The sequence below is a fragment of the Streptomyces sp. NPDC101490 genome (assembly GCF_044767145.1).
In the GTDB taxonomy this organism is placed as follows: domain Bacteria; phylum Actinomycetota; class Actinomycetes; order Streptomycetales; family Streptomycetaceae; genus Streptomyces.
The window spans coordinates 123,494-142,459 of sequence record NZ_JBIWNI010000006.1 but is presented as its reverse complement, the minus strand read 5'-3'; the positions used below and the strand labels follow the sequence as shown (position 1 = coordinate 142,459).

Annotated in this window: 20 protein-coding genes and 1 tRNA gene; 11 read left to right on the top strand and 10 right to left on the bottom strand. The window is 71.8% G+C overall.

Going from position 1 to position 18,966, the window contains the following annotated elements:
- Window positions 1-17 precede the first annotated feature (17 nt).
- The 3 genes from ACIRQY_RS15535 (at window position 18) to ACIRQY_RS15525 (ending at window position 1,764) form a co-directional block, all read left to right on the top strand.
- Entirely contained in the window at window positions 18-515 is a 498-nt protein-coding gene (locus ACIRQY_RS15535; protein ID WP_351785946.1) for a phage holin family protein, read from the top strand.
- Window positions 512-1,444, top strand: coding sequence for an alpha/beta fold hydrolase (locus ACIRQY_RS15530; protein WP_403925625.1), 933 nt, complete (start codon window positions 512-514; stop codon window positions 1,442-1,444). Before ACIRQY_RS15535 ends, ACIRQY_RS15530 begins: the two co-directional genes overlap by 4 nt.
- Before the next feature lie 122 nt (window positions 1,445-1,566).
- Window positions 1,567-1,764 (top strand): hypothetical protein, encoded by a 198-nt coding sequence (locus tag ACIRQY_RS15525; protein WP_351785951.1) that lies wholly within the window; start codon window positions 1,567-1,569, stop codon window positions 1,762-1,764.
- Between the two features lie 43 nt (window positions 1,765-1,807).
- Here ACIRQY_RS15525 and ACIRQY_RS15520 read toward each other — a convergent pair whose 3' ends face one another.
- From ACIRQY_RS15520 to nth, 3 genes are all read right to left on the bottom strand, one after another.
- Window positions 1,808-3,007: a MarP family serine protease gene (locus ACIRQY_RS15520; protein WP_351785954.1), complete on the bottom strand. Its 1,200-nt coding sequence runs from the start codon at window positions 3,005-3,007 to the stop codon at window positions 1,808-1,810.
- A gap of 101 nt (window positions 3,008-3,108) precedes the next feature.
- Complete coding sequence (locus ACIRQY_RS15515; RefSeq protein ID WP_351785958.1) at window positions 3,109-3,813, bottom strand: CoA pyrophosphatase; 705 nt, start codon at window positions 3,811-3,813, stop codon at window positions 3,109-3,111.
- A gap of 161 nt (window positions 3,814-3,974) precedes the next feature.
- Complete coding sequence (nth, locus tag ACIRQY_RS15510; RefSeq protein ID WP_403925620.1) at window positions 3,975-5,078, bottom strand: endonuclease III; 1,104 nt, start codon at window positions 5,076-5,078, stop codon at window positions 3,975-3,977.
- A gap of 290 nt (window positions 5,079-5,368) precedes the next feature.
- On the opposite strand from nth, the gene ACIRQY_RS15505 reads away from it, so the two are divergent.
- Window positions 5,369-6,043, top strand: coding sequence for a Crp/Fnr family transcriptional regulator (locus ACIRQY_RS15505; protein WP_351785964.1), 675 nt, complete (start codon window positions 5,369-5,371; stop codon window positions 6,041-6,043).
- 74 nt (window positions 6,044-6,117) lie between these two features.
- Here the strand turns inward: ACIRQY_RS15505 and ACIRQY_RS15500 are convergent, their stop codons facing one another.
- From ACIRQY_RS15500 to ACIRQY_RS15480, 5 genes are all read right to left on the bottom strand, one after another.
- The gene (locus ACIRQY_RS15500; protein WP_351785966.1) at window positions 6,118-7,002 is read right to left on the bottom strand and encodes a prohibitin family protein; all 885 of its coding nucleotides are present in this window, start codon (window positions 7,000-7,002) and stop codon (window positions 6,118-6,120) included.
- A gap of 182 nt (window positions 7,003-7,184) precedes the next feature.
- Window positions 7,185-8,015 (bottom strand): MBL fold metallo-hydrolase, encoded by an 831-nt coding sequence (locus ACIRQY_RS15495; RefSeq protein ID WP_403925616.1) that lies wholly within the window; start codon window positions 8,013-8,015, stop codon window positions 7,185-7,187.
- Window positions 8,012-8,995 carry an NUDIX hydrolase gene (locus ACIRQY_RS15490; RefSeq protein ID WP_403925613.1) on the bottom strand — a complete coding sequence of 328 codons (984 nt, stop codon included), beginning with the start codon at window positions 8,993-8,995 and terminating at the stop codon, window positions 8,012-8,014. Before ACIRQY_RS15490 ends, ACIRQY_RS15495 begins: the two co-directional genes overlap by 4 nt.
- Window positions 8,996-9,081: 86 nt before the next feature.
- The gene (locus ACIRQY_RS15485) at window positions 9,082-9,552 is read right to left on the bottom strand and encodes a RidA family protein (RefSeq protein WP_351785974.1); all 471 of its coding nucleotides are present in this window, start codon (window positions 9,550-9,552) and stop codon (window positions 9,082-9,084) included.
- Window positions 9,549-9,704, bottom strand: coding sequence for a hypothetical protein (locus ACIRQY_RS15480; protein WP_351785977.1), 156 nt, complete (start codon window positions 9,702-9,704; stop codon window positions 9,549-9,551). Before ACIRQY_RS15480 ends, ACIRQY_RS15485 begins: the two co-directional genes overlap by 4 nt.
- A gap of 123 nt (window positions 9,705-9,827) precedes the next feature.
- Between ACIRQY_RS15480 and ACIRQY_RS15475 the strand changes: the two genes are divergently transcribed.
- Both ACIRQY_RS15475 and ACIRQY_RS15470 read left to right on the top strand, forming a co-directional pair.
- Window positions 9,828-10,790 carry an ArsA family ATPase gene (locus ACIRQY_RS15475; protein ID WP_403925610.1) on the top strand — a complete coding sequence of 321 codons (963 nt, stop codon included), beginning with the start codon at window positions 9,828-9,830 and terminating at the stop codon, window positions 10,788-10,790.
- Complete coding sequence (locus ACIRQY_RS15470; RefSeq protein ID WP_403925607.1) at window positions 10,787-12,280, top strand: ArsA-related P-loop ATPase; 1,494 nt, start codon at window positions 10,787-10,789, stop codon at window positions 12,278-12,280. Before ACIRQY_RS15475 ends, ACIRQY_RS15470 begins: the two co-directional genes overlap by 4 nt.
- 251 nt (window positions 12,281-12,531) lie before the next feature.
- On the opposite strand, the gene ACIRQY_RS15465 is transcribed toward ACIRQY_RS15470, so the two are convergent.
- On the bottom strand, window positions 12,532-12,876 hold the full coding sequence (locus ACIRQY_RS15465; protein WP_026058363.1) for a WhiB family transcriptional regulator: 345 nt from the start codon (window positions 12,874-12,876) through the stop codon (window positions 12,532-12,534).
- Window positions 12,877-13,292: 416 nt separating this feature from the next.
- Here ACIRQY_RS15465 and ACIRQY_RS15460 point away from each other — a divergent pair, with 416 nt between their 5' ends.
- Window positions 13,293-15,530: a transglycosylase domain-containing protein gene (locus ACIRQY_RS15460; RefSeq protein WP_403925603.1), complete on the top strand. Its 2,238-nt coding sequence runs from the start codon at window positions 13,293-13,295 to the stop codon at window positions 15,528-15,530.
- 538 nt (window positions 15,531-16,068) lie between these two features.
- Here ACIRQY_RS15460 and ACIRQY_RS15455 read toward each other — a convergent pair.
- Window positions 16,069-16,533, bottom strand: a complete 465-nt coding sequence (locus tag ACIRQY_RS15455; protein ID WP_403925600.1) for a GatB/YqeY domain-containing protein — start codon at window positions 16,531-16,533, stop codon at window positions 16,069-16,071.
- Window positions 16,534-16,607: 74 nt separating this feature from the next.
- On the opposite strand from ACIRQY_RS15455, the gene ACIRQY_RS15450 reads away from it, so the two are divergent.
- The 4 genes from ACIRQY_RS15450 (at window position 16,608) to ACIRQY_RS15435 (ending at window position 18,955) form a co-directional block, all read left to right on the top strand.
- Entirely contained in the window at window positions 16,608-17,546 is a 939-nt protein-coding gene (locus ACIRQY_RS15450) for a metallophosphoesterase (RefSeq protein WP_351785989.1), read from the top strand.
- Window positions 17,547-17,631: 85 nt separating this feature from the next.
- Window positions 17,632-17,705, top strand: a tRNA-Pro gene (locus ACIRQY_RS15445).
- A 496-nt stretch (window positions 17,706-18,201) separates the two neighbouring features.
- Window positions 18,202-18,528 carry an RNHCP domain-containing protein gene (locus ACIRQY_RS15440; RefSeq protein ID WP_403925595.1) on the top strand — a complete coding sequence of 109 codons (327 nt, stop codon included), beginning with the start codon at window positions 18,202-18,204 and terminating at the stop codon, window positions 18,526-18,528.
- 19 nt (window positions 18,529-18,547) lie between these two features.
- Window positions 18,548-18,955: an RNHCP domain-containing protein gene (locus ACIRQY_RS15435; RefSeq protein WP_351786000.1), complete on the top strand. Its 408-nt coding sequence runs from the start codon at window positions 18,548-18,550 to the stop codon at window positions 18,953-18,955.
- Window positions 18,956-18,966 lie beyond the last annotated feature (11 nt).

Sequence of the window (18,966 nt, the reverse complement as noted above, 5' to 3'; positions counted from 1 at the left end):
AGGAAGAGGGAGCAGCGATGAGCGACCCGATCGACGGAGCCGAGCGCAGCCTCGGTCAGCTGGTCGCCTCGGCGACCGCCGAGATGTCGGCCCTGGTGCACGACGAGATCGCCCTGGCCAAGGCCGAGATCCGACAGGACGTCAAGCGCGGCGGCATGGGGGCGATCCTGGGGGTCGGCGCCCTGGTCGTCCTGCTGTTCTCGCTGCCGATGCTGAGTTTCGCGCTGGCGTACGCCATCAACACCTGGACCGGCGGGCACAACGGGAACGGGGGCTGGAACCTGGTCTGGTGCTTCCTGCTGTCCTTCGCGTTCAACGTACTGCTCGCGGTGCTGCTGGGCCTGGTCGCGGTCGCCAAGTTCAAGAAGGTCAAGCCGCCGGAGAAGTCCATCGCCTCGGCCAAGCAGACGGCCGCCGTGCTCTCCACCGTCAAGCCGCACCCCCGTCCCGAGCCGGGCTCGGCGCTGGACAGGACGCTGGACAAGGCCTCCTCTGTGGCACGCTCGTCCGTATGACCCTTTCGGAGAGCGGCAACGGCGGGCCGGTACGGCTCGACGGGCCCTGGACCCATCGTGACGTGGCCGCCAACGGCGCCCGCTTCCACATCGCCGAGATGGGCGACGGCCCGCTGGTGCTGCTCCTGCACGGTTTCCCGCAGTTCTGGTGGACCTGGCGGCATCAGCTGCCGGTACTCGCCGAGGCGGGTTTCCGGGCGGTCGCCATGGATCTGCGCGGGGTCGGCGGCAGCGACCGCACCCCCCGGGGTTACGACCCCGCCAACCTGGCCCTCGACGTCACCGGGGTGATCCGCTCGCTGGGCGAGCCGGACGCCGCGCTCGTCGGGCACGACCTGGGCGGCTATCTCGCGTGGACGGCGGCCGTGATGCGGCCGAAGCTGGTGCGCAGGCTCGTGGTCTCCTCGATGCCGCACCCGCGCCGCTGGCGCTCGGCGATGCTCTCCGACTTCGCGCAGTCGCGGGCGGGCTCGCACGTCTGGGGCTTCCAGCGGCCGTGGCTGCCGGAGCGCCGGCTCGTCGCGGACGACGCGGCCCTGGTGGGCGAGCTGCTCCGGGACTGGTCGGGTCCCCGGTACGGGGCGGACCAGGAGACGGTCGACACGTACCGGCGGGCGATGCTGGTCCCGTCCACGGCGCACTGCTCGATCGAGCCGTACCGCTGGATGGTGCGGTCGCTGGCCCGGCCGGACGGCATCCAGTTCAACCGGCGCATGAAGCGGCCGGTACGGGTGCCGACGCTGCATCTGCACGGTTCCCAGGACCCGGTGATGCGGACCAGGAGTGCGGCGGGCTCGGGCGAGTACGTGGAGGCTCCGTACCGCTGGCGGCTGTTCGACGGGCTCGGGCACTTCCCGCACGAGGAGGACCCGGCGGCCTTCTCGGCGGAGCTGGTCAACTGGCTGAAGGACCCCGAGCCGGACCGCTGACGGCTCCTCTCCTCCGGCCGTGCCGTACGGACTTGCGTCGAACGGCCATGTGCCCCGCGCATACTCCGATTGGAGTGCCCCGAAGTGGTTACCGACCTTGGGCCACGGGCAGACGTCGAAGTATGGGCTGGACGCACGACTACGGTGACACGACAGCACGCAACCGCCGCTCGGCCTCCGGGCCGGGTCCCCGTGAGGGGGGCGGCCCGCCGGACCAGGGCCGCGCGCACACCGCGCGGGGGGTGGAGTTCTCGCGGATCCTCCGCCGCCGGGCCCGCTGGGTCTCGGCCCGCCTCCGGCATCCGCGCGACACCGCCTGACGACCCCCGGGCCCGCCCCCGAGGGGGTGGGCCCCTACCGGCCCTACAGGGCGCAGCCCTGGGTGTCGACCTGCTGGGCGGCGGTCCTGCCGCGCTCGATGTCCTCGCGGATCTCGTCGACGGTCAGGGCGTAGCCGGTGTTCGGGTCGTCGAGGGAGCGGGCGAAGATCACGCCGGACACCTTGCCGTCCTCGGTGAGGAGCGGGCCGCCGGAGTTGCCCTGACGGACCGTCGTGTACAGCGAGTAGACGTCCCTGCGCACATCGCCCCGGCGGTAGATGTCGGGTCCGTCGGCGTCGATACGGCCCCGTACGCGCGCGGAGCGCACGTCGTACGAGCCGTTCTCGGGGAATCCGGCGACGATCGCGCTGTCGCCGCTGTGGGCGTCCTCGTCGGTGAAGGCCAGCGGGGCGGCCTTCAGGTCGGGCACGTCCAGGACGGCGATGTCGCGCTGCCAGTCGTAGAGGACGACCTTGGCGTCGTAGAGCCTGCCCTCGCCGCCTATCTGGACGGTGGGCTCGTCGACGCCTCCGACGACGTGCGCGTTGGTCATGATGCGGCGGTCGGCGAAGACGAAGCCGGTGCCTTCGAGGACCTTGCCGCAGCTCTGCGCGGTGCCGACGACCTTCACGATCGAGCGCTGGGCGCGGCCCGCGACGGGGCTGTCGGTGAGCGCCGGGTCGGGCGGGGTGACCGGGGTGATGGGTTCGTTGGCGAAGGGGCTGAAGACCGGGGGGAAGCCGCTGCGGGCCAGGGTGGAGCTGAAGTCGCCGAACCACCGGGACGCCTGGGAGGGCATCACCTGTTCGACGCCGAGCAGCACCTTGGACTGGCGGACCTCCTTGCCGACGGTGGGCATCGAGGTGCGGGCGAGGGCGGAGCCGATCAGCCAGGCCACCAGGAGCATCGCGACCACGTTGACCAGGGCGCCGCCCGTGGCGTCGAGGGCGCGCGCGGGTGACCAGGTGATGTGGCGGCGCAGTCGGCTGCCGAGGTGGGTGGTGAAGGCCTGGCCGACGGAGGCGCAGACGATGACGACCATCACGAAGACGACGGTCGTCGTGGTGGAGACCTCGCTGCTGTCGGTGAGCTTGTCCCAGAGCATCGGGAGCAGCAGGACGGCGACGAGACCGCCGCCGAGGAAGCCGATCACCGACAGGATGCCGACGACGAATCCCTGGCGGTAGCCGATGACCGCGAACCACACGGCGGCGAGCAGCAGCAGGATGTCCAGCACGTTCACCGTCAAATGCCTCGCAGATTCGTTTCCGGTCGCCGGAGGGGCAGCCTGTTCGCCGGGAGGGCGGACGCCGGGTGGTCGGCCCGCGCGCCGGGTTCAGCCTGTCATGACCGCCAGTCGAGCGGGACCTGCTTGGCGTGGTCCCAGGGTCGCTCCCAGCCGGAGAAGTGGAGCAGCCGGTCGATCACCCCGGCGGTGAATCCCCAGACCAGGGCGGACGCGACCAGGAACGCGGGGCCCCGGTGGCCGCTCGGGTGGATCGCGGTGGCGCGGTTCGCGGGGTCCGTGAGATCCGCCACGGGGACGGTGAAGACGCGGGCGGTCTCGCCGGGGTCGACGGCGTCGACCGGGCTGGGGGTGCGCCACCAGCCGAGGACGGGGGTGACGACGAAGCCGCTGACCGGGATGTAGAGCCGGGGCAGGACGCCGAAGAGCTGGACGCCCGCCGGGTCGAGGCCGGTCTCCTCCCGGGCTTCCCGGAGGGCGGCGCGCAGGAGACCGCCGTCGGCCGGGGGTCCGTCCTCGGGGTCGAGGGCGCCGCCGGGGAAGGAGGGCTGTCCGGCGTGCGAGCGGAGGCTGCCGGACCGTTCCATGAGGAGCAGTTCGGGGCCGCGCTCGCCCTCGCCGAAGAGGACGAGGACGGCGGACTGGCGGCCCGCGCCGCTGGCGGGCGGCAGGAAGCGGCTCAGCTGCTCGGGCCGGACCGTGCGGGCGGCCCGGTCGACGGGGCCGAGCCAGCCGGGCAGCCCGTCCCGGCTGAGCAGCCCGTCGCTGCCCGGCCCGTGGATCTGTTCGTCAGTGCGCGTCATAGGCACCCCGTGATTCACAACGCGGTCGATGTACGGGTTCGTTCCCCGGCTCCCGGCTCCGGGCTCCGGGCTCCGGGCTCCGGGCTCCGGGCTCCGGGCTCCGGGCTCCGGGCTCCGGGCTCCGGGCTCCGGGCTCCGGCGAGGGTCGTCGGCGGGCGGGCTCAGTCGCGCGCGCCCAGCGGGGGTGCCGGGCGGCCGGGGTAGTCCGGGGGCGGGTTGAGCCGCTGGCCGGGGAAGCCGCCCTTCTCGTACTTGAGCAGCTTCCTCGCCTTCTCCGGGTCGGTCTCGCCCTCTCCGTACGAGGGGCAGAGGTGGGTGATGGGGCAGGCGCCGCAGGCGGGCTTGCGGGCGTGGCAGATGCGGCGGCCGTGGAAGATCACCCGGTGCGAGAGCATGGTCCAGTCGCTCTTCGGGAACATCGTGGCGACCTCGGCCTCGATCTTCACGGGGTCGTCGGAGGCGGTCCACCGCCAGCGCCGGGCGAGCCGCATGAAGTGGGTGTCGACGGTGATGCCGGGGACGCCGAAGGCGTTGCCGAGGACGACGAACGCGGTTTTGCGGCCGACGCCCGGCAGCTTGACGAGGTCGTCGAGGCGGCCGGGTACCTCGCCGCCGAAGTCGTCGCGGAGGGCGGCCGAGAGGCCCATGATCGACTTGGTCTTGGCGCGGAAGAAGCCGGTGGGGCGGATCAGCTCCTCGACCTCCTCGGGGACGGCGGCGGCCAGGTCCTCGGGGGTCGGGTACGCGGCGAAGAGGGCCGGGGTGGTCTGGTTGACCCGCAGATCGGTGGTCTGGGCGGAGAGGACCGTGGCGACGAGCAGCTCGAAGGGGTTGCGGAAGTCCAGCTCGGGATGGGCGTACGGGTAGACCTCGGCGAGCTCGCGGTTGATCCGGCGGGCCCGGCGGACCAGGGCGATCCGCGACTCGGGCGCGGTCTTGGCGGTGCCCGTCTTGGCTGTCGCGGTCTTGGCGGCCCCCGTCTTGGCCGTCGCCGTATTGGCCGTCGCCGTATTGGCCGTCGCGGTCTTCTTCGCGGGCGGGGAGGCCGTGGCCCTGGAAGCGGTGGCCCTGGAAGCCGTGGCCTTCCCCGAGGCGGGGGAGGGCGGCGACTTCTTCACGGTCCCGGCGGAGGCCGTGGCCTTCTTCGGGGCCGGGGCCCTGGTGGCCCCGCCCTTCGCCGTCCCACTCTTCGGTGTACCGGTCTTCGCCGTACCCGTCTTCGGCGCCGTCGTCCCGCGCTCCGGCGCGACAGACTTCCGTTTCACGGCTTTTGACCGTTTCGGCACACCGTGTTCGCCCACGGCGGAATTACCTTCGGCCGACACTCTTTCAGCCCCCTTGGCCTGCGCTCTCACCGGCGAGTTGGACACCCGGCCAGCCTAGGCGGCGCCGCCGACATCCGTCCCGGGCGTGGCCGATCAGCCCCCAATCGGGCCCCTGACGTACGGAAGAGCGACTCGGTGGGTCAAACTTGTTGTGATTGATCGCACTGTTTTGTACGTCCGGCATCATGGGACCCAGGTCCCTGAGCAGGTCGACAGTATGGAGAGAACTCGTGGACGACGTTCTGCGGCGCGCCCCGCTCTTCGCGGCGCTCGATGACGAGCAGGCTGCTGAGCTGCGCGCCTCGATGGGTGAGGCGACCCTCGCCCGAGGTGACGCGCTCTTCCACGAGGGCGACCCGGGTGACCGCCTGTACGTGGTGACCGAGGGCAAGGTGAAGCTGCACCGCACCTCCCCCGACGGCCGCGAGAACATGCTGGCGGTCCTCGGCCCCGGCGAGCTCATCGGCGAGCTGTCCCTCTTCGACCCGGGCCCGCGCACCGCGACCGCGACCGCGCTGACCGAGGTCAAGCTGCTCGGTCTGGGCCACGGCGACCTCCAGCCCTGGCTGAACGCGCGCCCCGAGGTGGCCACCGCCCTGCTGCGCGCGGTCGCCCGCCGACTGCGCAAGACCAACGACCAGATGTCCGACCTGGTCTTCTCCGACGTCCCCGGCCGGGTGGCCCGCGCGCTCCTCGACCTGTCGCGCCGCTTCGGCGTGCAGTCGGAGGAGGGCATCCACGTCGTGCACGACCTCACCCAGGAGGAGCTGGCCCAGCTGGTCGGCGCCTCCCGCGAGACGGTCAACAAGGCGCTCGCCGACTTCGCCCAGCGCGGCTGGCTGCGCCTGGAGGCCCGCGCCGTGATCCTGCTCGACGTGGAGCGCCTCGCGAAGCGCTCGCGGTAGTCACTCCCGCACGCGAAGAGGCCGCCCCGGTCCTGACGACCGGGGCGGCCTCTTCGCGTGTCGGGCGCGCGTGGTCAGCGCTTCGAGCCGTCCACGATCACCGGGGTGGAGGACCCGTTCCCGCAGGGCACGGTGTAGATCGCGTTCTTCCCCGCCGCTTCCTTGAACGCGTCGATGCACTGGTTCATCAGGACCTTGTCCGTCAGCGAGTCGTTCAGAATCCGGTTGGCGCGGGCGATGCCCTCCGCCTCGATCCGGCGCCGGTCGGCCTCGGCCTTCGCGGTCCGGGCGGCCTCGGTGGCCCGCTCGGTGGCCTGCTGCTGCTGGATCTTGCGGTCGATCTGGCCCTGGAGGGCCTCCGAGGGCTTCACGTTGCGCAGGTTGACCGTGGTGACGACGATCCCGCGCGGGGCCAGCCGCTCCTCGACCAGGGCGGCGATCTCGGCGTTGATCTTCTCGCGGTCGGAGGCGTACCCCTGCTCGCTCGAATAGCGGGCGAAGACGTTCCGGACGATCTCACGGCTGTCCGGGAAGACGAGCCGCTGCTGGATGGCGTCCTCGCTGCCCGCGAGCTTGTACAGCTCCACGGCCTTGGACGGGACGACGGCCCACTTCACCGTCACCTCCGCGTACATGACACCGCCCTGCGAGGAGCGGACCTCGACCACGTCCTTGTCGGAGAGGTTGAGGTCGACCGGGCGGGTCGAGAAGGTCGTGACATCGGTGAAGGGCGACTTCACGTGCATGCCCGAGGTCATCGGCGAACCGACCTTGCCGAAGGCGACCGGGACACCCACCTCGTACGCGCTGATCACGTACGTCATGCTCGTGACCAGCGAGAGGAGACCGGCGACCACCGCGCCGATCGCGCCGAGGCGCAGCCCCTTCGAGTCGTTGGAGCGGGCGACGAAGTAGAGCACCACTGCGGCTATGAGCAGCAGGATGGCGACGACGAACACGGGCGTTCCCCCCGAAAGCTGACAACAGAAGTAAGCGGAGCGTAAAGCACGGGTCAAGGGGACCGAAGGGCCGGGTCCCACCTCGGGACAGGATCGTGACGCAGCCGGCCCCCGTGGCCGGGCGATGAGCCCCGTACCCGCTCATGACGCGCACGGACCGCCGGACCACCGGACCGTCCGGCTCAGCTCCCGCCCCGCTCCCGCAGGTACTCCAGCTGCGCCCGCACCGACAGCTCCGCCGCCGGCCACAGCGAACGGTCCACGTCCGCGTACACCCGGGCCACGACCTCCGCCGACGTCCGGCAGCCCGCCGCGACCGCCGCCGCGACCTGCGCGAGCCGGGCCGCCCGGTGCGCCAGATAGAACTCCAGCGCCCCCTGCGCGTCCTCCAGGACCGGGCCGTGCCCCGGCAGGACCGTGCGCACCCCGTCGTCGACCGTCAGCGACCGCAGCCGCCGCAGCGAGTCCAGGTACTCCCCGAGCCGCCCGTCCGGATGCGCCACCATCGTCGTCCCGCGCCCCAGGACCGTGTCCCCCGTCAGCACCGCCCCGTCGGCCGGCAGATGGAAGGAGAGCGAGTCCGAGGTGTGCCCGGGGGTCGGGACCACCCGCAGCTCCAGACCGCCGACCGTCACCACCTCCCCCGCGCCGAGGCCCTCGTCACCGAGCCGCAGCGCCGGGTCCAGGGCCCGTACGGGCGTCCCCGTCAGCTCCGCGAACCGGCCCGCGCCCTCCGCGTGGTCCGGGTGCCCGTGCGTCAGCAGGGTGAGCGCGACCCGCTTGCCGAGGCGCTCGGCGGTCGCGACCACCCCGCTCAGGTGCCCCTCGTCCAGCGGACCGGGATCGACGACCACGGCGAGGTCCGAACCGGGCTCGGACAGCAGCCAGGTGTTGGTGCCGTCCAGGGTCATCGCCGACGGGTTCGGCGCGAGGACGTTCACGGCGCGGGCGGTCGCGGGCCCGGAGGCCACCACTCCGCGCGGCTGCCCCGGCAGCGCCGCCGCGTCGCTCACCGCGCACCCCCCAGCGGGACGACCTTGGTGAACTCCTCGTGCCCCGGCCAGCTCAGGACCAGTTCGTCGCCCTCCAGGCGCGCCCGCGCGAGCACCGGTGCCAGGTCCCGCTCCCCGGCGGCGGCCAGCGCCTCCGCCGCCGTGCCGTACGGCTCCAGGGTCCGCAGTGTCGAGATCGTCGGAGGCATCATCGTCAGCTCGCCCCGGTCGTACCCGGCGGCCGCCTCCCCGGGGCGGGTCCACACCGTGCGGTCGGCCTCCGTGGAGGCGTTGCGGGTGCGCTGACCGGCGGGCAGCGCGGCCACGAAGAACCAGGTGTCGTACCGGCGCCGCTCGAACTCCGGCGTGATCCACCGCGCCCACGCGCCCAGCAGGTCCGAGCGCAGCACCAGCCCCCGCCGGTCCAGGAAGTCCGCGAAGGACAGCTCCCGGGCGACCAGCGCCTCCCGGTCCCGCTCCCAGTCCGCGCCTGTCGTGTCGCCGACGACGCCGTCGGCGGTCTCCCCGGCGAGCAGGACGCCCGCCTCCTCGTACGTCTCGCGCACGGCGGCGCACACCACGGCCTGTGCCCGCGCGGGACCGTCCAGACCGAGCCGTACGGCCCAGGTCGCCAGGTCGGGGCCCGCCCAGCGGACCGGCTGCTCGTCACGCGGGTCGACACCGCCGCCGGGGTAGGCGTACGCGCCCCCCGCGAAGGCCATGGAGGTCCGGCGGCGCAGCATGTGGACCTCGGGCCCCCCGGGCGCGTCCCGCAGGAGCATGACGGTGGCGGCGGGCCGGGCGTCCACCGGGACCAGCTCGCCGGCGGTGAGGGCCCGGATGCGGTCGGGCCACTCGGCCGGGTACCACTGGCCGTCGGACCGCCGCCCGGTCTGCTCGGTCCGCTGCGGGTCCGGGTGCTCCGGCTGCCGCGGATCCGGCCGTTCCGGCCCCTGCTCCGGCCCCTGCTCCGACTGCTGCGGCTGACCATTCGTCGACATGGCCGGATGCTATGCGCCGGGCCGCGAATGCACGAGGGCCGGTTCCCCGTGACGGGGAACCGGCCCTGAGCGCGTGGTGGTCGGGGTCAGCCCTCGACCAGCTCCACCTGGACCTCGACCTCGACGGGGGCGTCGAGCGGCAGTACGGCCACGCCGACGGCGCTGCGCGCGTGCACGCCCTTCTCGCCGAGGACCGCGCCGAGCAGCTCGCTGGCGCCGTTGATGACGCCCGGCTGTCCGGTGAAGTCGGGGGCGGAGGCGACGAAGCCGACGACCTTGACGACCCGCTTGATCCGGTCCAGGTCACCGGCGACCGACTTCACGGCCGCGAGCGCGTTCAGCGCGCAGGTGGCCGCGAGCTGCTTGGCCTCCTCGGCGGTGACCTCGGCGCCGACCTTGCCGGTCAGCTGGAGCTCGCCGCCCACCATCGGGAGCTGCCCCGAGGTGTAGACGTACGCGCCGGAGCGCACGGCCGGCTGGTACGCGGCCAGCGGCGGCACGACCTCCGGCAGGGTCAGGCCGAGCTCGGCGAGCTTCGCCTCGACGGCCCCGCTCACGACTTGGCCCGCTTCAGGTAGGCCACGAGCTGCTCGGGGTTCGGCCCGGGAACGACCTGGACGAGCTCCCAGCCGTCCTCGCCCCAGGTGTCCAGAATCTGCTTGGTCGCGTGCACCAGAAGCGGCACCGTGACGTACTCCCACTTGGTCATGGAGCCGACTGTATCCGCTGCCGCGGACCTGTCCCGCCGGACCGCCCCCCAGAAGCCCCTTAGGTGACTTCTCCGGGGCGGCCTCCTGATTGGGCGCCGTCGCCAGTGGTTAGGCTCGACAACGTGAGCAGGCTCCAGGTCGTCAGCGGCAAGGGCGGTACCGGTAAGACGACGGTCGCCGCCGCCCTCGCCCTCGCCCTCGCGACGGAGGGGAAGCGGACCCTCCTCGTCGAGGTCGAAGGCAGACAGGGCATCGCACAGCTCTTCGAGACGGAGGCCCTTCCGTACGAGGAGCGCAAGATCGCCGTCGCGCCGGGCGGCGGCGAGGTGTACGCGCTGGCGATCGACGCCGAGCGCGCGCTCCTCGACTACCTCCAGATGTTCTACAAACTGGGCGGGGCGGGGCGGGCCCTGAAGAAGCTCGGCGCGATCGACTTCGCGACGACGATAGCGCCGGGCGTCCGGGACGTCCTGCTGACCGGCAAGGCCTGCGAGGCGGTCCGCAGACGCGAGAAGCACGGCGGCCACACCTATGACCACGTGGTCATGGACGCGCCCCCGACGGGCCGCATCACCCGCTTCCTCAACGTGAACGACGAGGTGGCGGGCCTGGCCAGGATCGGTCCGATACACAACCAGGCGCAGGCCGTGATGCGGGTCCTCAAGTCCCCCGAGACGGCGGTCCATCTGGTGACCCTGCTGGAGGAGATGCCGGTCCAGGAGACCGCGGACGGCGTCGCGGAGCTGCGGGGCGCCGAACTGCCGGTGGGCCGGGTCGTGGTGAACATGGTCCGGCCGCACGTCCTGGACGCCGCCGCGCTGCGGGCCGCCTCCGGCGGGCACCGGGACGCGGTCGCGCGGACGCTGGTGGCCGCCGGAGTGCCGGGGGGCGCGAAGCTGGTCGATCCGCTGCTCGCGGAGGCGGCGGAGCACGCGCGGCGGGTGGAGCTGGAGCGCGCCCAGCGCGAGGCCCTCGACGGCATCGGCGTGCCGACGTACGAGCTGCCCTTCCTCGGGGACGGGGCGGACATCGCGGGTCTCTACCGGCTCACGAAGGAACTGCGGAGGCAAGGGGTGGGCGCGTGACGCAGGTGCGGAAGTCCTCGGTGGAGGGCGGTCTCGACGCGGCTCCCGTCCTGGAGCTCGATCCGCTGCTCGACGACCGGGGGACCCGCATCATCGTCTGCTGCGGGTCGGGCGGTGTCGGGAAGACGACCACGGCGGCGGCGCTCGGTGTCCGGGCGGCGGAGCGCGGGCGGCGGGTGGTGGTCCTGACCATCGACCCGGCCCGCCGTCTCGCCCAGTCGATGGGCATCGACTCCCTGGACAACACCCCGCGCCGGGTGGCGGGCGTCAAGGGCCCCGACGGCGGTGAACTGCACGCGATGATGCTGGACATGAAGCGGACCTTCGACGAGATCGTCGAGGCGCACGCGGAGCCCGAGCGGGCGCGGGCGATCCTGGAGAACCCCTTCTACCAGTCCTTGTCGGCCGGGTTCGCCGGTACGCAGGAGTACATGGCGATGGAGAAGCTGGGCCAGCTCCGGGCCCGTGACGAGTGGGACCTGATCGTGGTGGACACCCCGCCGTCGCGGTCCGCCCTCGATTTCCTGGACGCGCCGAAACGGCTGGGTTCCTTCCTCGACGGGAAGTTCATCAAGCTCCTGATGGCACCGGCGAAGGTGGGCGGCCGGGCCGGGATGAAGTTCCTCAACGTGGGCATGTCGATGATGACGGGGACCCTGGGGAAGCTGTTGGGGGGTCAGTTCCTCAGGGACGTACAGACGTTCGTCGCCGCGATGGACACGATGTTCGGCGGGTTCAGGACCCGCGCGGACGCCACGTACCGGCTGCTCCAGGCGCCGGGCACGGCCTTCCTCGTGGTGGCCACGCCGGAGCGGGACGCGCTGCGCGAGGCCGCGTACTTCGTGGAGCGGCTGGCCGCCGAGCGGATGCCACTGGCCGGACTGGTCCTCAACCGGGTGCACGACAGCGGCGCCGCCGGACTCTCGGCCGAGCGGGCACGGGCCGCCGCGGAAAATCTTGAGGACGGACGCATGGCGGATCGGATGGCCGGGAAGAATCGTCGGAGTGGCTCCCCGGCCACCGACCCCGAGCCTTCCGAAATCGCCACCGCCGCCGCCCTTTCCGTATCCCAGGCTGCCCCCACAGCCGACCCGGCACAGGAAACAGACGCGCACGACACGGCCGCCGAAGTGGACACGGACGTGACCGCGGGAACCGACCCGGCCGCCGCCCCGGGCCCCGGCACGGACCCACCCGTGGAAGAGGACACCGGCGCGGACATACACACGCCCGTGGAATCCGGTGCCGCCCCGCACACGACCGCGGAGACCGAAGCGGACGTACGGCAGCTCACCGCGGGACTGCTGCGTCTGCACGCCGAGCGGATGCGGGTCCTCGCGCGCGAGCGGCACACACGCGACCGGTTCACCGCGCTCCACCCCGAGGTGGCGGTGACCGAGGTGGCCGCCCTGCCCGGCGATGTGCACGACCTCGCCGGACTGCGGGCCATCGGTGACCGTCTCACAGCCGGGCGGACGGGCTCGGCCTGAGCGGATCGGCGGACCCCCGGGCCTCGGCACTGAAGCCCGTACGCGCCGGAGTGCTCACGCGCCCGAGCTGGACCGGCGACTTCATGGCGGACCGGACCCACCAGGGTGGACGCACCCGCGCGGGGCCGACGGCCCCCCTGCTGATCCGCCGTATCGAGAGCGACGCATCCGCGCGCCCCCGCAGCGCCGACGGTCTCCCCTCGGGAGAAGAAGCAGGACGCCAGATCCGGGCGTTCGCGCGCCCATGCGGGCTAGCCCACCGCCGCGTACGCCTCGTACGTCGCGTCGTCCTCCATGGCCACGGGCAGCAGGCCCGCTCCGCGCTCGTACTCCGTGCGCGCGGTCTCCAGGAGACGGCGCCACGAGGTGACGGTCGGCCTGCGGCGCAGCAAGGCGCGGCGCTCGCGCTCCGTCATGCCGCCCCACACACCGAACTCCACGCGGTTGTCGAGGGCGTCGGCGAGGCACTCGGTCCGCACCGGGCATCCGGTGCACACCGCCTTCGCCCTGTTCTGTGCCGCTCCCTGGACGAAAAGTTCATCCGGATCGGTAGTGCGGCAGGCCGCCTGCGCACTCCAGTCAGCTACCCAGCCCATACCGGCGCCGTCCTCTCCCGAATCGAGGCTCCCCCACGGCGACAGCGGCATATTCACCGCTGCCAGTTGGGACGTTACGGAAGGCCGGGACGCCGCAACACCCCCTTCAGGCCCAATCTTGGATGGCCCGAACGGACTATGCGTACGCGTCAGATCACCCAGAGGAGTGACCGGAGGACATGCGCGTGATAGTGGACATACCGCCTGGACATGCCCGTATCGCTCGGGTCCACTCGGGACACCGCATGACGCATGAGCCGCAATCGGACACGAGTCACCCGCGCTTCGGGGTCGCGGGATTTCATGTCGATGTCACACCCGGGTCTTGATGCCGGACCACACTGCTGTGACAGTTGGGAGCAGCTTAGGCCAAGGCATATACGTGTGTCCGGCGAATGAGAACGTAGGCTGCCCCCATGGCAAAGAAGCGCTCGGGCGGTGGTCTGACCGGGACCCAGCAGGCCGCCAAGTTCCTCGGTGTCAGCGTGCTCTCCGGAGCCGTGCTGGCGGGTATCGCCCTGCCCGCGGCCGGGGTGTTCGGACTGGCCGCGAAGGGCACGGTCGAGGGGTTCGACGAGATCCCCTCCAATCTGAAGACTCCTCCGCTGAGTCAGCGCACCAAGATCCTGGACTCCGAGGGCGGTCTGATCGCCACGGTGTACTCGCGGGACCGGACGGTCGTCCCGCTCGACAAGATCTCCCCGTACATGCAGAAGGCGATCGTCGCGATCGAGGACGGACGCTTCTACGAGCACGGGGCGGTCGACCTCAAGGGCGTACTGCGCGCGATCAACAAGAACGCGCAGTCCGGCGGCGTCTCGGAGGGCGCGTCGACGCTGACCCAGCAGTACGTGAAGAACGTCTTCGTGGAGGAGGCCGGTGACGACCCGGAGAAGGTCGCGCAGGCCACCCAGCAGACCATCGGCCGCAAGGTCCGCGAGCTGAAGTTCGCGATCCAGGTCGAGGAGGAGCTGGGCAAGAAGAAGATCCTGGAGAACTACCTCAACATCACGTTCTTCGGGCAGCAGGCGTACGGCATCGAGGCCGCCTCGCAGCGGTACTTCTCCAAGCGCGCCGCCGACCTGACCCTGGGCGAGGCGGCGATGATGGCCGGTCTCGTGCAGTCGCCGAGCCGCTACGACCCGGTCAACGACATCCAGGAAGCCACCAAGCGCCGCAACGTGGTCCTCCAGCGGATGGCCGACGTGAAGGACATCAGCCAGGCCGAGGCGGACAAGGCGAAGGCGACCCCGCTGAAGCTGAAGGTGAAGATGCCGAAGAACGGCTGCATCACCGCCGTCGCGGGCTCCGGCTTCTTCTGCGACTACGTCCGCAAGACGATCCTCAACGACCCGGTCTTCGGCAAGACCGCCGAGGAGCGCACGAAGCTGTGGAACCTCGGCGGTCTCACCGTCAGGACCACGCTCTCGCCGCGCGCGCAGGCCGCCGCCAACGAGGCCGCCATCGCAAAGATCAACAAGGACGACAAGGTCGCCGCCTCGGTGGTGCAGGTCCAGCCCGGCAGCGGCAAGATCCTCTCGATGGGCCAGTCCCGCCCGTACGGCCTGGACCAGAAGGAGCACCAGACCACGCTGAACCTGGCCGTCGGCAGCAAGATGGGCGGCACCACGTACGGCTTCCAGACCGGCTCGACGTTCAAGCCGATCACGGCCGCGGCGGCCCTGGAGAAGGGGCTGAGCCCGGCGCAGTCCTTCGACACCCCGTGGAAGATCAACATCCCGGAGAAGGACTACACCCGCTGTGACGGCAAGCCCGCGGGCTACGCCAACTGGGAGATCGGCAACGAGCTGGAGTCCGAGACGGGCGCCTTCGACATGACCAGCGCCCTCGGCAAGTCCATCAACACGTACTTCGCCAAGCTGGAGCAGATGGCCGGCCTCTGCGAGACGATCACGATGGCCAAGAACATGGGGTACGAGCGCGAGCTGGGCAAGAAGGTCAAGGAGCTCCCCTCCATCACCCTCGGCGCCCAGGAGAGCACCCCGCTCGACATGGCGACCGTCTACGCGACCTTCGCCAACCGGGGCATCTACTGCACCCCGATCGCCATCGAGTCCGTGAAGGCCGCCAACGGCGACAAGCTGAACGTGCCGGACACCAAGTGCACCCGGGCGATGAGCGAGCGCACCGCCGACACGATCAACCAGATGCTGAAGGGCGTCGTCGAGGACGGCACGGGTACGAAGGCCGGTCTGAGCGACCGGGACAACGCGGGCAAGACCGGTACGACCAACGACCGCAAGGACGCCTGGTTCGTCGGCTACACCCCGAACCTCTCCACCGCCGTCTGGGTCGGTGACGACATCGGCGAGAAGCAGTCGATGTTCGACATCACCATCGGCGGCGAGTACTACGACAAGGTCTGCGGCGGCTGCCTTCCGGGCCCGATCTGGAAGATCGCCATGACGGGCGCGCTGGACGCCGGGCAGACCCCGGGCTTCGCCCCCGTCTCCGTACCGCGCGCCGAGAGGACGAAGGCGCCGGAGGACGGCGACGAGGGCCCGAACCGCGACAAGCGGAAGCCGCGCGACGGCAAGCCGGGCGACGGCGATCCGACGAACCCGTTGCCCGGGATGACGATCCCACCGGGCACGTTCGGTGACGGGGACGGCAACGACGGCGGAGACCGCTGACACCCCGCCGAGGACATGAGGAAGGGCGCCCCACTCCGGTGGGGCGCCCTTCCTCATGTGGTGCGGGTCCACGCGACGGGCGGGACGGGATCGGTGAATCGGCCGGCCGGGGGGCGGCTGGTCGGGTGCCTGTCCGGGACCCTGACCGGCCGAGGATCCCGCCGGTCAGGGTTTCGCGGGTCGGGGTTTCGCAGGTCAGGGGCCGACGGGTCGGTGTCGGCCGGGCCGAGGCCGGGGCGCCGTCCGGGGACACTCCGCATGGGGGTACTTCGCCCGGGGACACTCCCATCCGGGGTACTTCGCTCTGGGGTGAAGCCGTCCGGTGGGGGGAGGGCGCCCGAGATCGGCCCGCCTGGGCCACTCAGGCTGGGATCGGCCCGTCCAGAGGTAGCCCGCCCGTGAGGTCGGCCCGCCCGAAGCCGGCCCGGCTTCCGCCGGGGTCGCGTGGCGGGAGCCGGGGAAACCGGGCGACCGGGAAGGCTCAGCGACCGGGCGACCGGAAGGCTGAGCGGCCGGGAAACCCGGAAAAGGTGTCGGATCAGCCCGCGAGGAGCTTCTTCACCGCGGCGGCGACCCGGCCGCCCTCCGCCTGGCCGGCCACCTTCGGGTTCACGATCTTCATGATGGCGCCCATGGCACGCGGCCCCTCGGCGCCCGCCGCACGCGCCTCCTCGACGGCGGCGGCGACGATCGCGTCGAGCTCGTCGTCGCCGAGCTGCTTCGGCAGGTAGGCGTCGAGGAGGACGCCCTCGGCCTTCTCCCGCTCGGCGGACTCGAGGCGGCCGCCCTGGGCGAAGGCCTCCGCGGCCTCGCGGCGCTTCTTCGCCTCCTTGGCGATCACCTTCTGCACCTCGTCGTCGGAGAGTTCGCGCTTGGTGGTGCCCGCGACCTCCTCCTTCGTGATGGCGGTGATGGTCAGCCGGAGGGTCGAGGAGCGCAGTTCGTCGCGCGCCCGGATCGCGGCGTTGAGGTCGGCCTGGAGCTTCTCCTTGAGCGTGGTCATGGGGCCAAGTGTGGCAGGTGCCGCGCCCCGCCCGCCCGCGCATTTCCCCTCGTCGGGTCTGCGACGATGGGGGAATGCGCGCACGGTACGGGATCCCCCTCAAGATCACGGCAGGTCTCACGGCGGCGGCTGCCGCCGGAATCGTCTACGCGGCGGGGGTCGAAGCCCGCTCGTTCCGGCTCCGCCGTGTGACGGTGCCGGTGCTGCCGCCCGGCATGAGCGATCTGCGGGTCCTCCAGGTCTCCGACATCCACATGGTGAGCGGCCAGCGGAAGAAGCGGGCCTGGCTCCAGTCCCTCGCGGGCCTCCGCCCGGACTTCGTCGTCAACACCGGCGACAACCTCTCGGACCCGGAGGCCGTACCGGAGCTGCTGGACGCGCTCGGCCCGCTCATGGAGTTCCCGGGCGTGTACGTCTTCGGCTCCAACGACTACTACGGCCCCCGGCTCCGCAACCCCGCCCTCTATCTGATGGAGAAGGTGCAGGGCCGCCACGGGCTCAACGGCAACAAGCCGGTCGTCGACGCCGTCCACAACCCGTGGGAGGGCATCCGGGACGCCTTCGACGCGGCGGGCTGGGCGAACCTCACCAACACCCGCGGCAGGCTGAAGCTGCCGCAGGCGGACCTGGCCTTCACGGGGCTCGACGATCCGCACATCAAGCGCGACCGGTACGAGCGGGTGACGGGCGGCCCCGATCCCGACGCCGACTTCACGCTGGGCGTGGTCCACGCCCCGTACCTGCGCGCGCTCGACGCCTTCACGGCCGACGGGTACGAGCTGCTCCTCGCCGGGCACACCCACGGCGGGCAGCTGTGCATCCCCTTCTACGGGGCGCTGGTCACCAACTGCGACCTGGACACCGACCGGGTCAAGGGCCTCTCCACCCACACGGCCGGGGGCCGGACCTCGTACCTGCACGTCTCGGCCGGCTGCGGCACCAGCCGCTACACCCCGGTCCGCTTCGCCTGCCCGCCGGAGGTCACCCTCCTCACCCTGACGGCCCGCGCGTAGCCCCCGAATACCGGATTTCGCCTCAGCGCGCGCGTGGGCTAAAGTAATCGATGTCGCCGCGAAGTGAAGAACAGAGCAGTGACATCGGGGTGTAGCGCAGCTTGGCAGCGCGCTTCGTTCGGGACGAAGAGGTCGTGGGTTCAAATCCCGCCACCCCGACAGCCGTAGCAGCAGGTGGGGCCGGTACTGGTATCAGTACCGGCCCCGCCTGCTTTTCTGCTCGTGTGGCCGCCGCTTCCCGTGGGCCCGTGAGGAGAGGGCGAGGCCGCCTCGATCCGGCGTCTTGATCCGTCGCCTCGTGGCAGCGGAACCCGGCCGGTACGGGAAGGCGAGGCCGAGGTCGGCGGGCCGTCCCGGGGAGATCGAGCGGGCAGGCACCGGGGCGACGCGGGGCTGTCCGGGCGTGGGGAAAACCCGTTGGCGGGGTGGAGGGGCGTTGTTACGCTCCCGGTGTCTCGTGGTGTGCGGGGCCTTTGTCGATCGGGTCCTTTCGGGCCCCTGCCAAGGATGTGTTGATGCCCCGGACCGCGCCGAGCGCGCCTCGCCACGCCGCGTAATCCTTCGTCATCTTCTTCGGGCCGTCGTCTCGGCCCCGGCGAGGACCGCTCGGCCTGCTCTTGCTGCCCCGTACGACTTCCAGCAAGGAGCACCCCGGGTGTCCCACACCGACCACACCTTCATCTGCGTCGCGTGCGGCCTGACCGCCGTCGCGTCCGCCGACCACTGCCCGGCCTGCCTGCACTCCCGGCACGTCCTCGACCACGTCGAGGGCGGGCCGAGCGACTGCGAGGGCCGGATGGTCCCGATCGCCGTCGCCGTGCTCCGCACCGGCGACTGGCGGGTCATCCACCGCTGCGCGCGCTGCGACGAGCTGACCTCCTCACCGGTCCGCGCGGACGACAACCAGCTCGTCCTGATGCGGATGGCGGTCCGTCCCCTGGCCCAACCACCGTTCCCGCTCGAAGCGTTCGGCGCCCACTGATCCCGGAAGGAGAACCGTCATGCCACGCCGCCCGCACGACCGGCGCCCGCAGCGCCCCAAGACCGTTCTGCACGGCCGGATCCGCGACCGGGCCGACTGCTTCCGGTGCGTCGGCTGTCGTCTGGACGTCCCGCTGGACGCGCCCGGCACCGCGCACCGGAACCACTGCCCCCACTGCCTGGCCAGTCTGCACGTCGACCACCGGATCCCCGGCGACCGGGCCTCGGCCTGCCGGGGCCGTATGGAGGCACTGGGGCTCTGCGCCCGGGACGACGGCGAGTGGATGATCATCCACGAGTGCCTGTCCTGCGGGGAGCTCGGCACCAACCGGGCCGCCGGGGACGACAACCCGCTGGTCCTCGTCCGCCTCGCGCTCCGGCCGCTGCGGGACCCCCGCAGGGCCGCCCACGTGCTCGCCTCCCTGTGACGGCCCGCCCC

What these genes read in the sequence shown, in the direction of transcription:
- ACIRQY_RS15535 (WP_351785946.1), top strand. Translation starts at nt 18, where the DNA reads ATGAGCGACCCGATCGACGGAGCCGAGCGCAGCCTCGGTCAGCTGGTC.
- ACIRQY_RS15530 (WP_403925625.1), top strand. Translation starts at nt 512, where the DNA reads ATGACCCTTTCGGAGAGCGGCAACGGCGGGCCGGTACGGCTCGACGGG.
- ACIRQY_RS15525 (WP_351785951.1), top strand. Translation starts at nt 1,567, where the DNA reads ATGGGCTGGACGCACGACTACGGTGACACGACAGCACGCAACCGCCGC.
- ACIRQY_RS15515 (WP_351785958.1), bottom strand. Translation starts at nt 3,813, where the DNA reads ATGACGCGCACTGACGAACAGATCCACGGGCCGGGCAGCGACGGGCTG.
- ACIRQY_RS15490 (WP_403925613.1), bottom strand. Translation starts at nt 8,995, where the DNA reads ATGTCGACGAATGGTCAGCCGCAGCAGTCGGAGCAGGGGCCGGAGCAG.
- ACIRQY_RS15480 (WP_351785977.1), bottom strand. Translation starts at nt 9,704, where the DNA reads ATGACCAAGTGGGAGTACGTCACGGTGCCGCTTCTGGTGCACGCGACC.
- ACIRQY_RS15465 (WP_026058363.1), bottom strand. Translation starts at nt 12,876, where the DNA reads ATGGGCTGGGTAGCTGACTGGAGTGCGCAGGCGGCCTGCCGCACTACC.
- ACIRQY_RS15460 (WP_403925603.1), top strand. Translation starts at nt 13,293, where the DNA reads ATGGCAAAGAAGCGCTCGGGCGGTGGTCTGACCGGGACCCAGCAGGCC.
- ACIRQY_RS15455 (WP_403925600.1), bottom strand. Translation starts at nt 16,533, where the DNA reads ATGACCACGCTCAAGGAGAAGCTCCAGGCCGACCTCAACGCCGCGATC.
- ACIRQY_RS15450 (WP_351785989.1), top strand. Translation starts at nt 16,608, where the DNA reads ATGCGCGCACGGTACGGGATCCCCCTCAAGATCACGGCAGGTCTCACG.
- ACIRQY_RS15435 (WP_351786000.1), top strand. Translation starts at nt 18,548, where the DNA reads ATGCCACGCCGCCCGCACGACCGGCGCCCGCAGCGCCCCAAGACCGTT.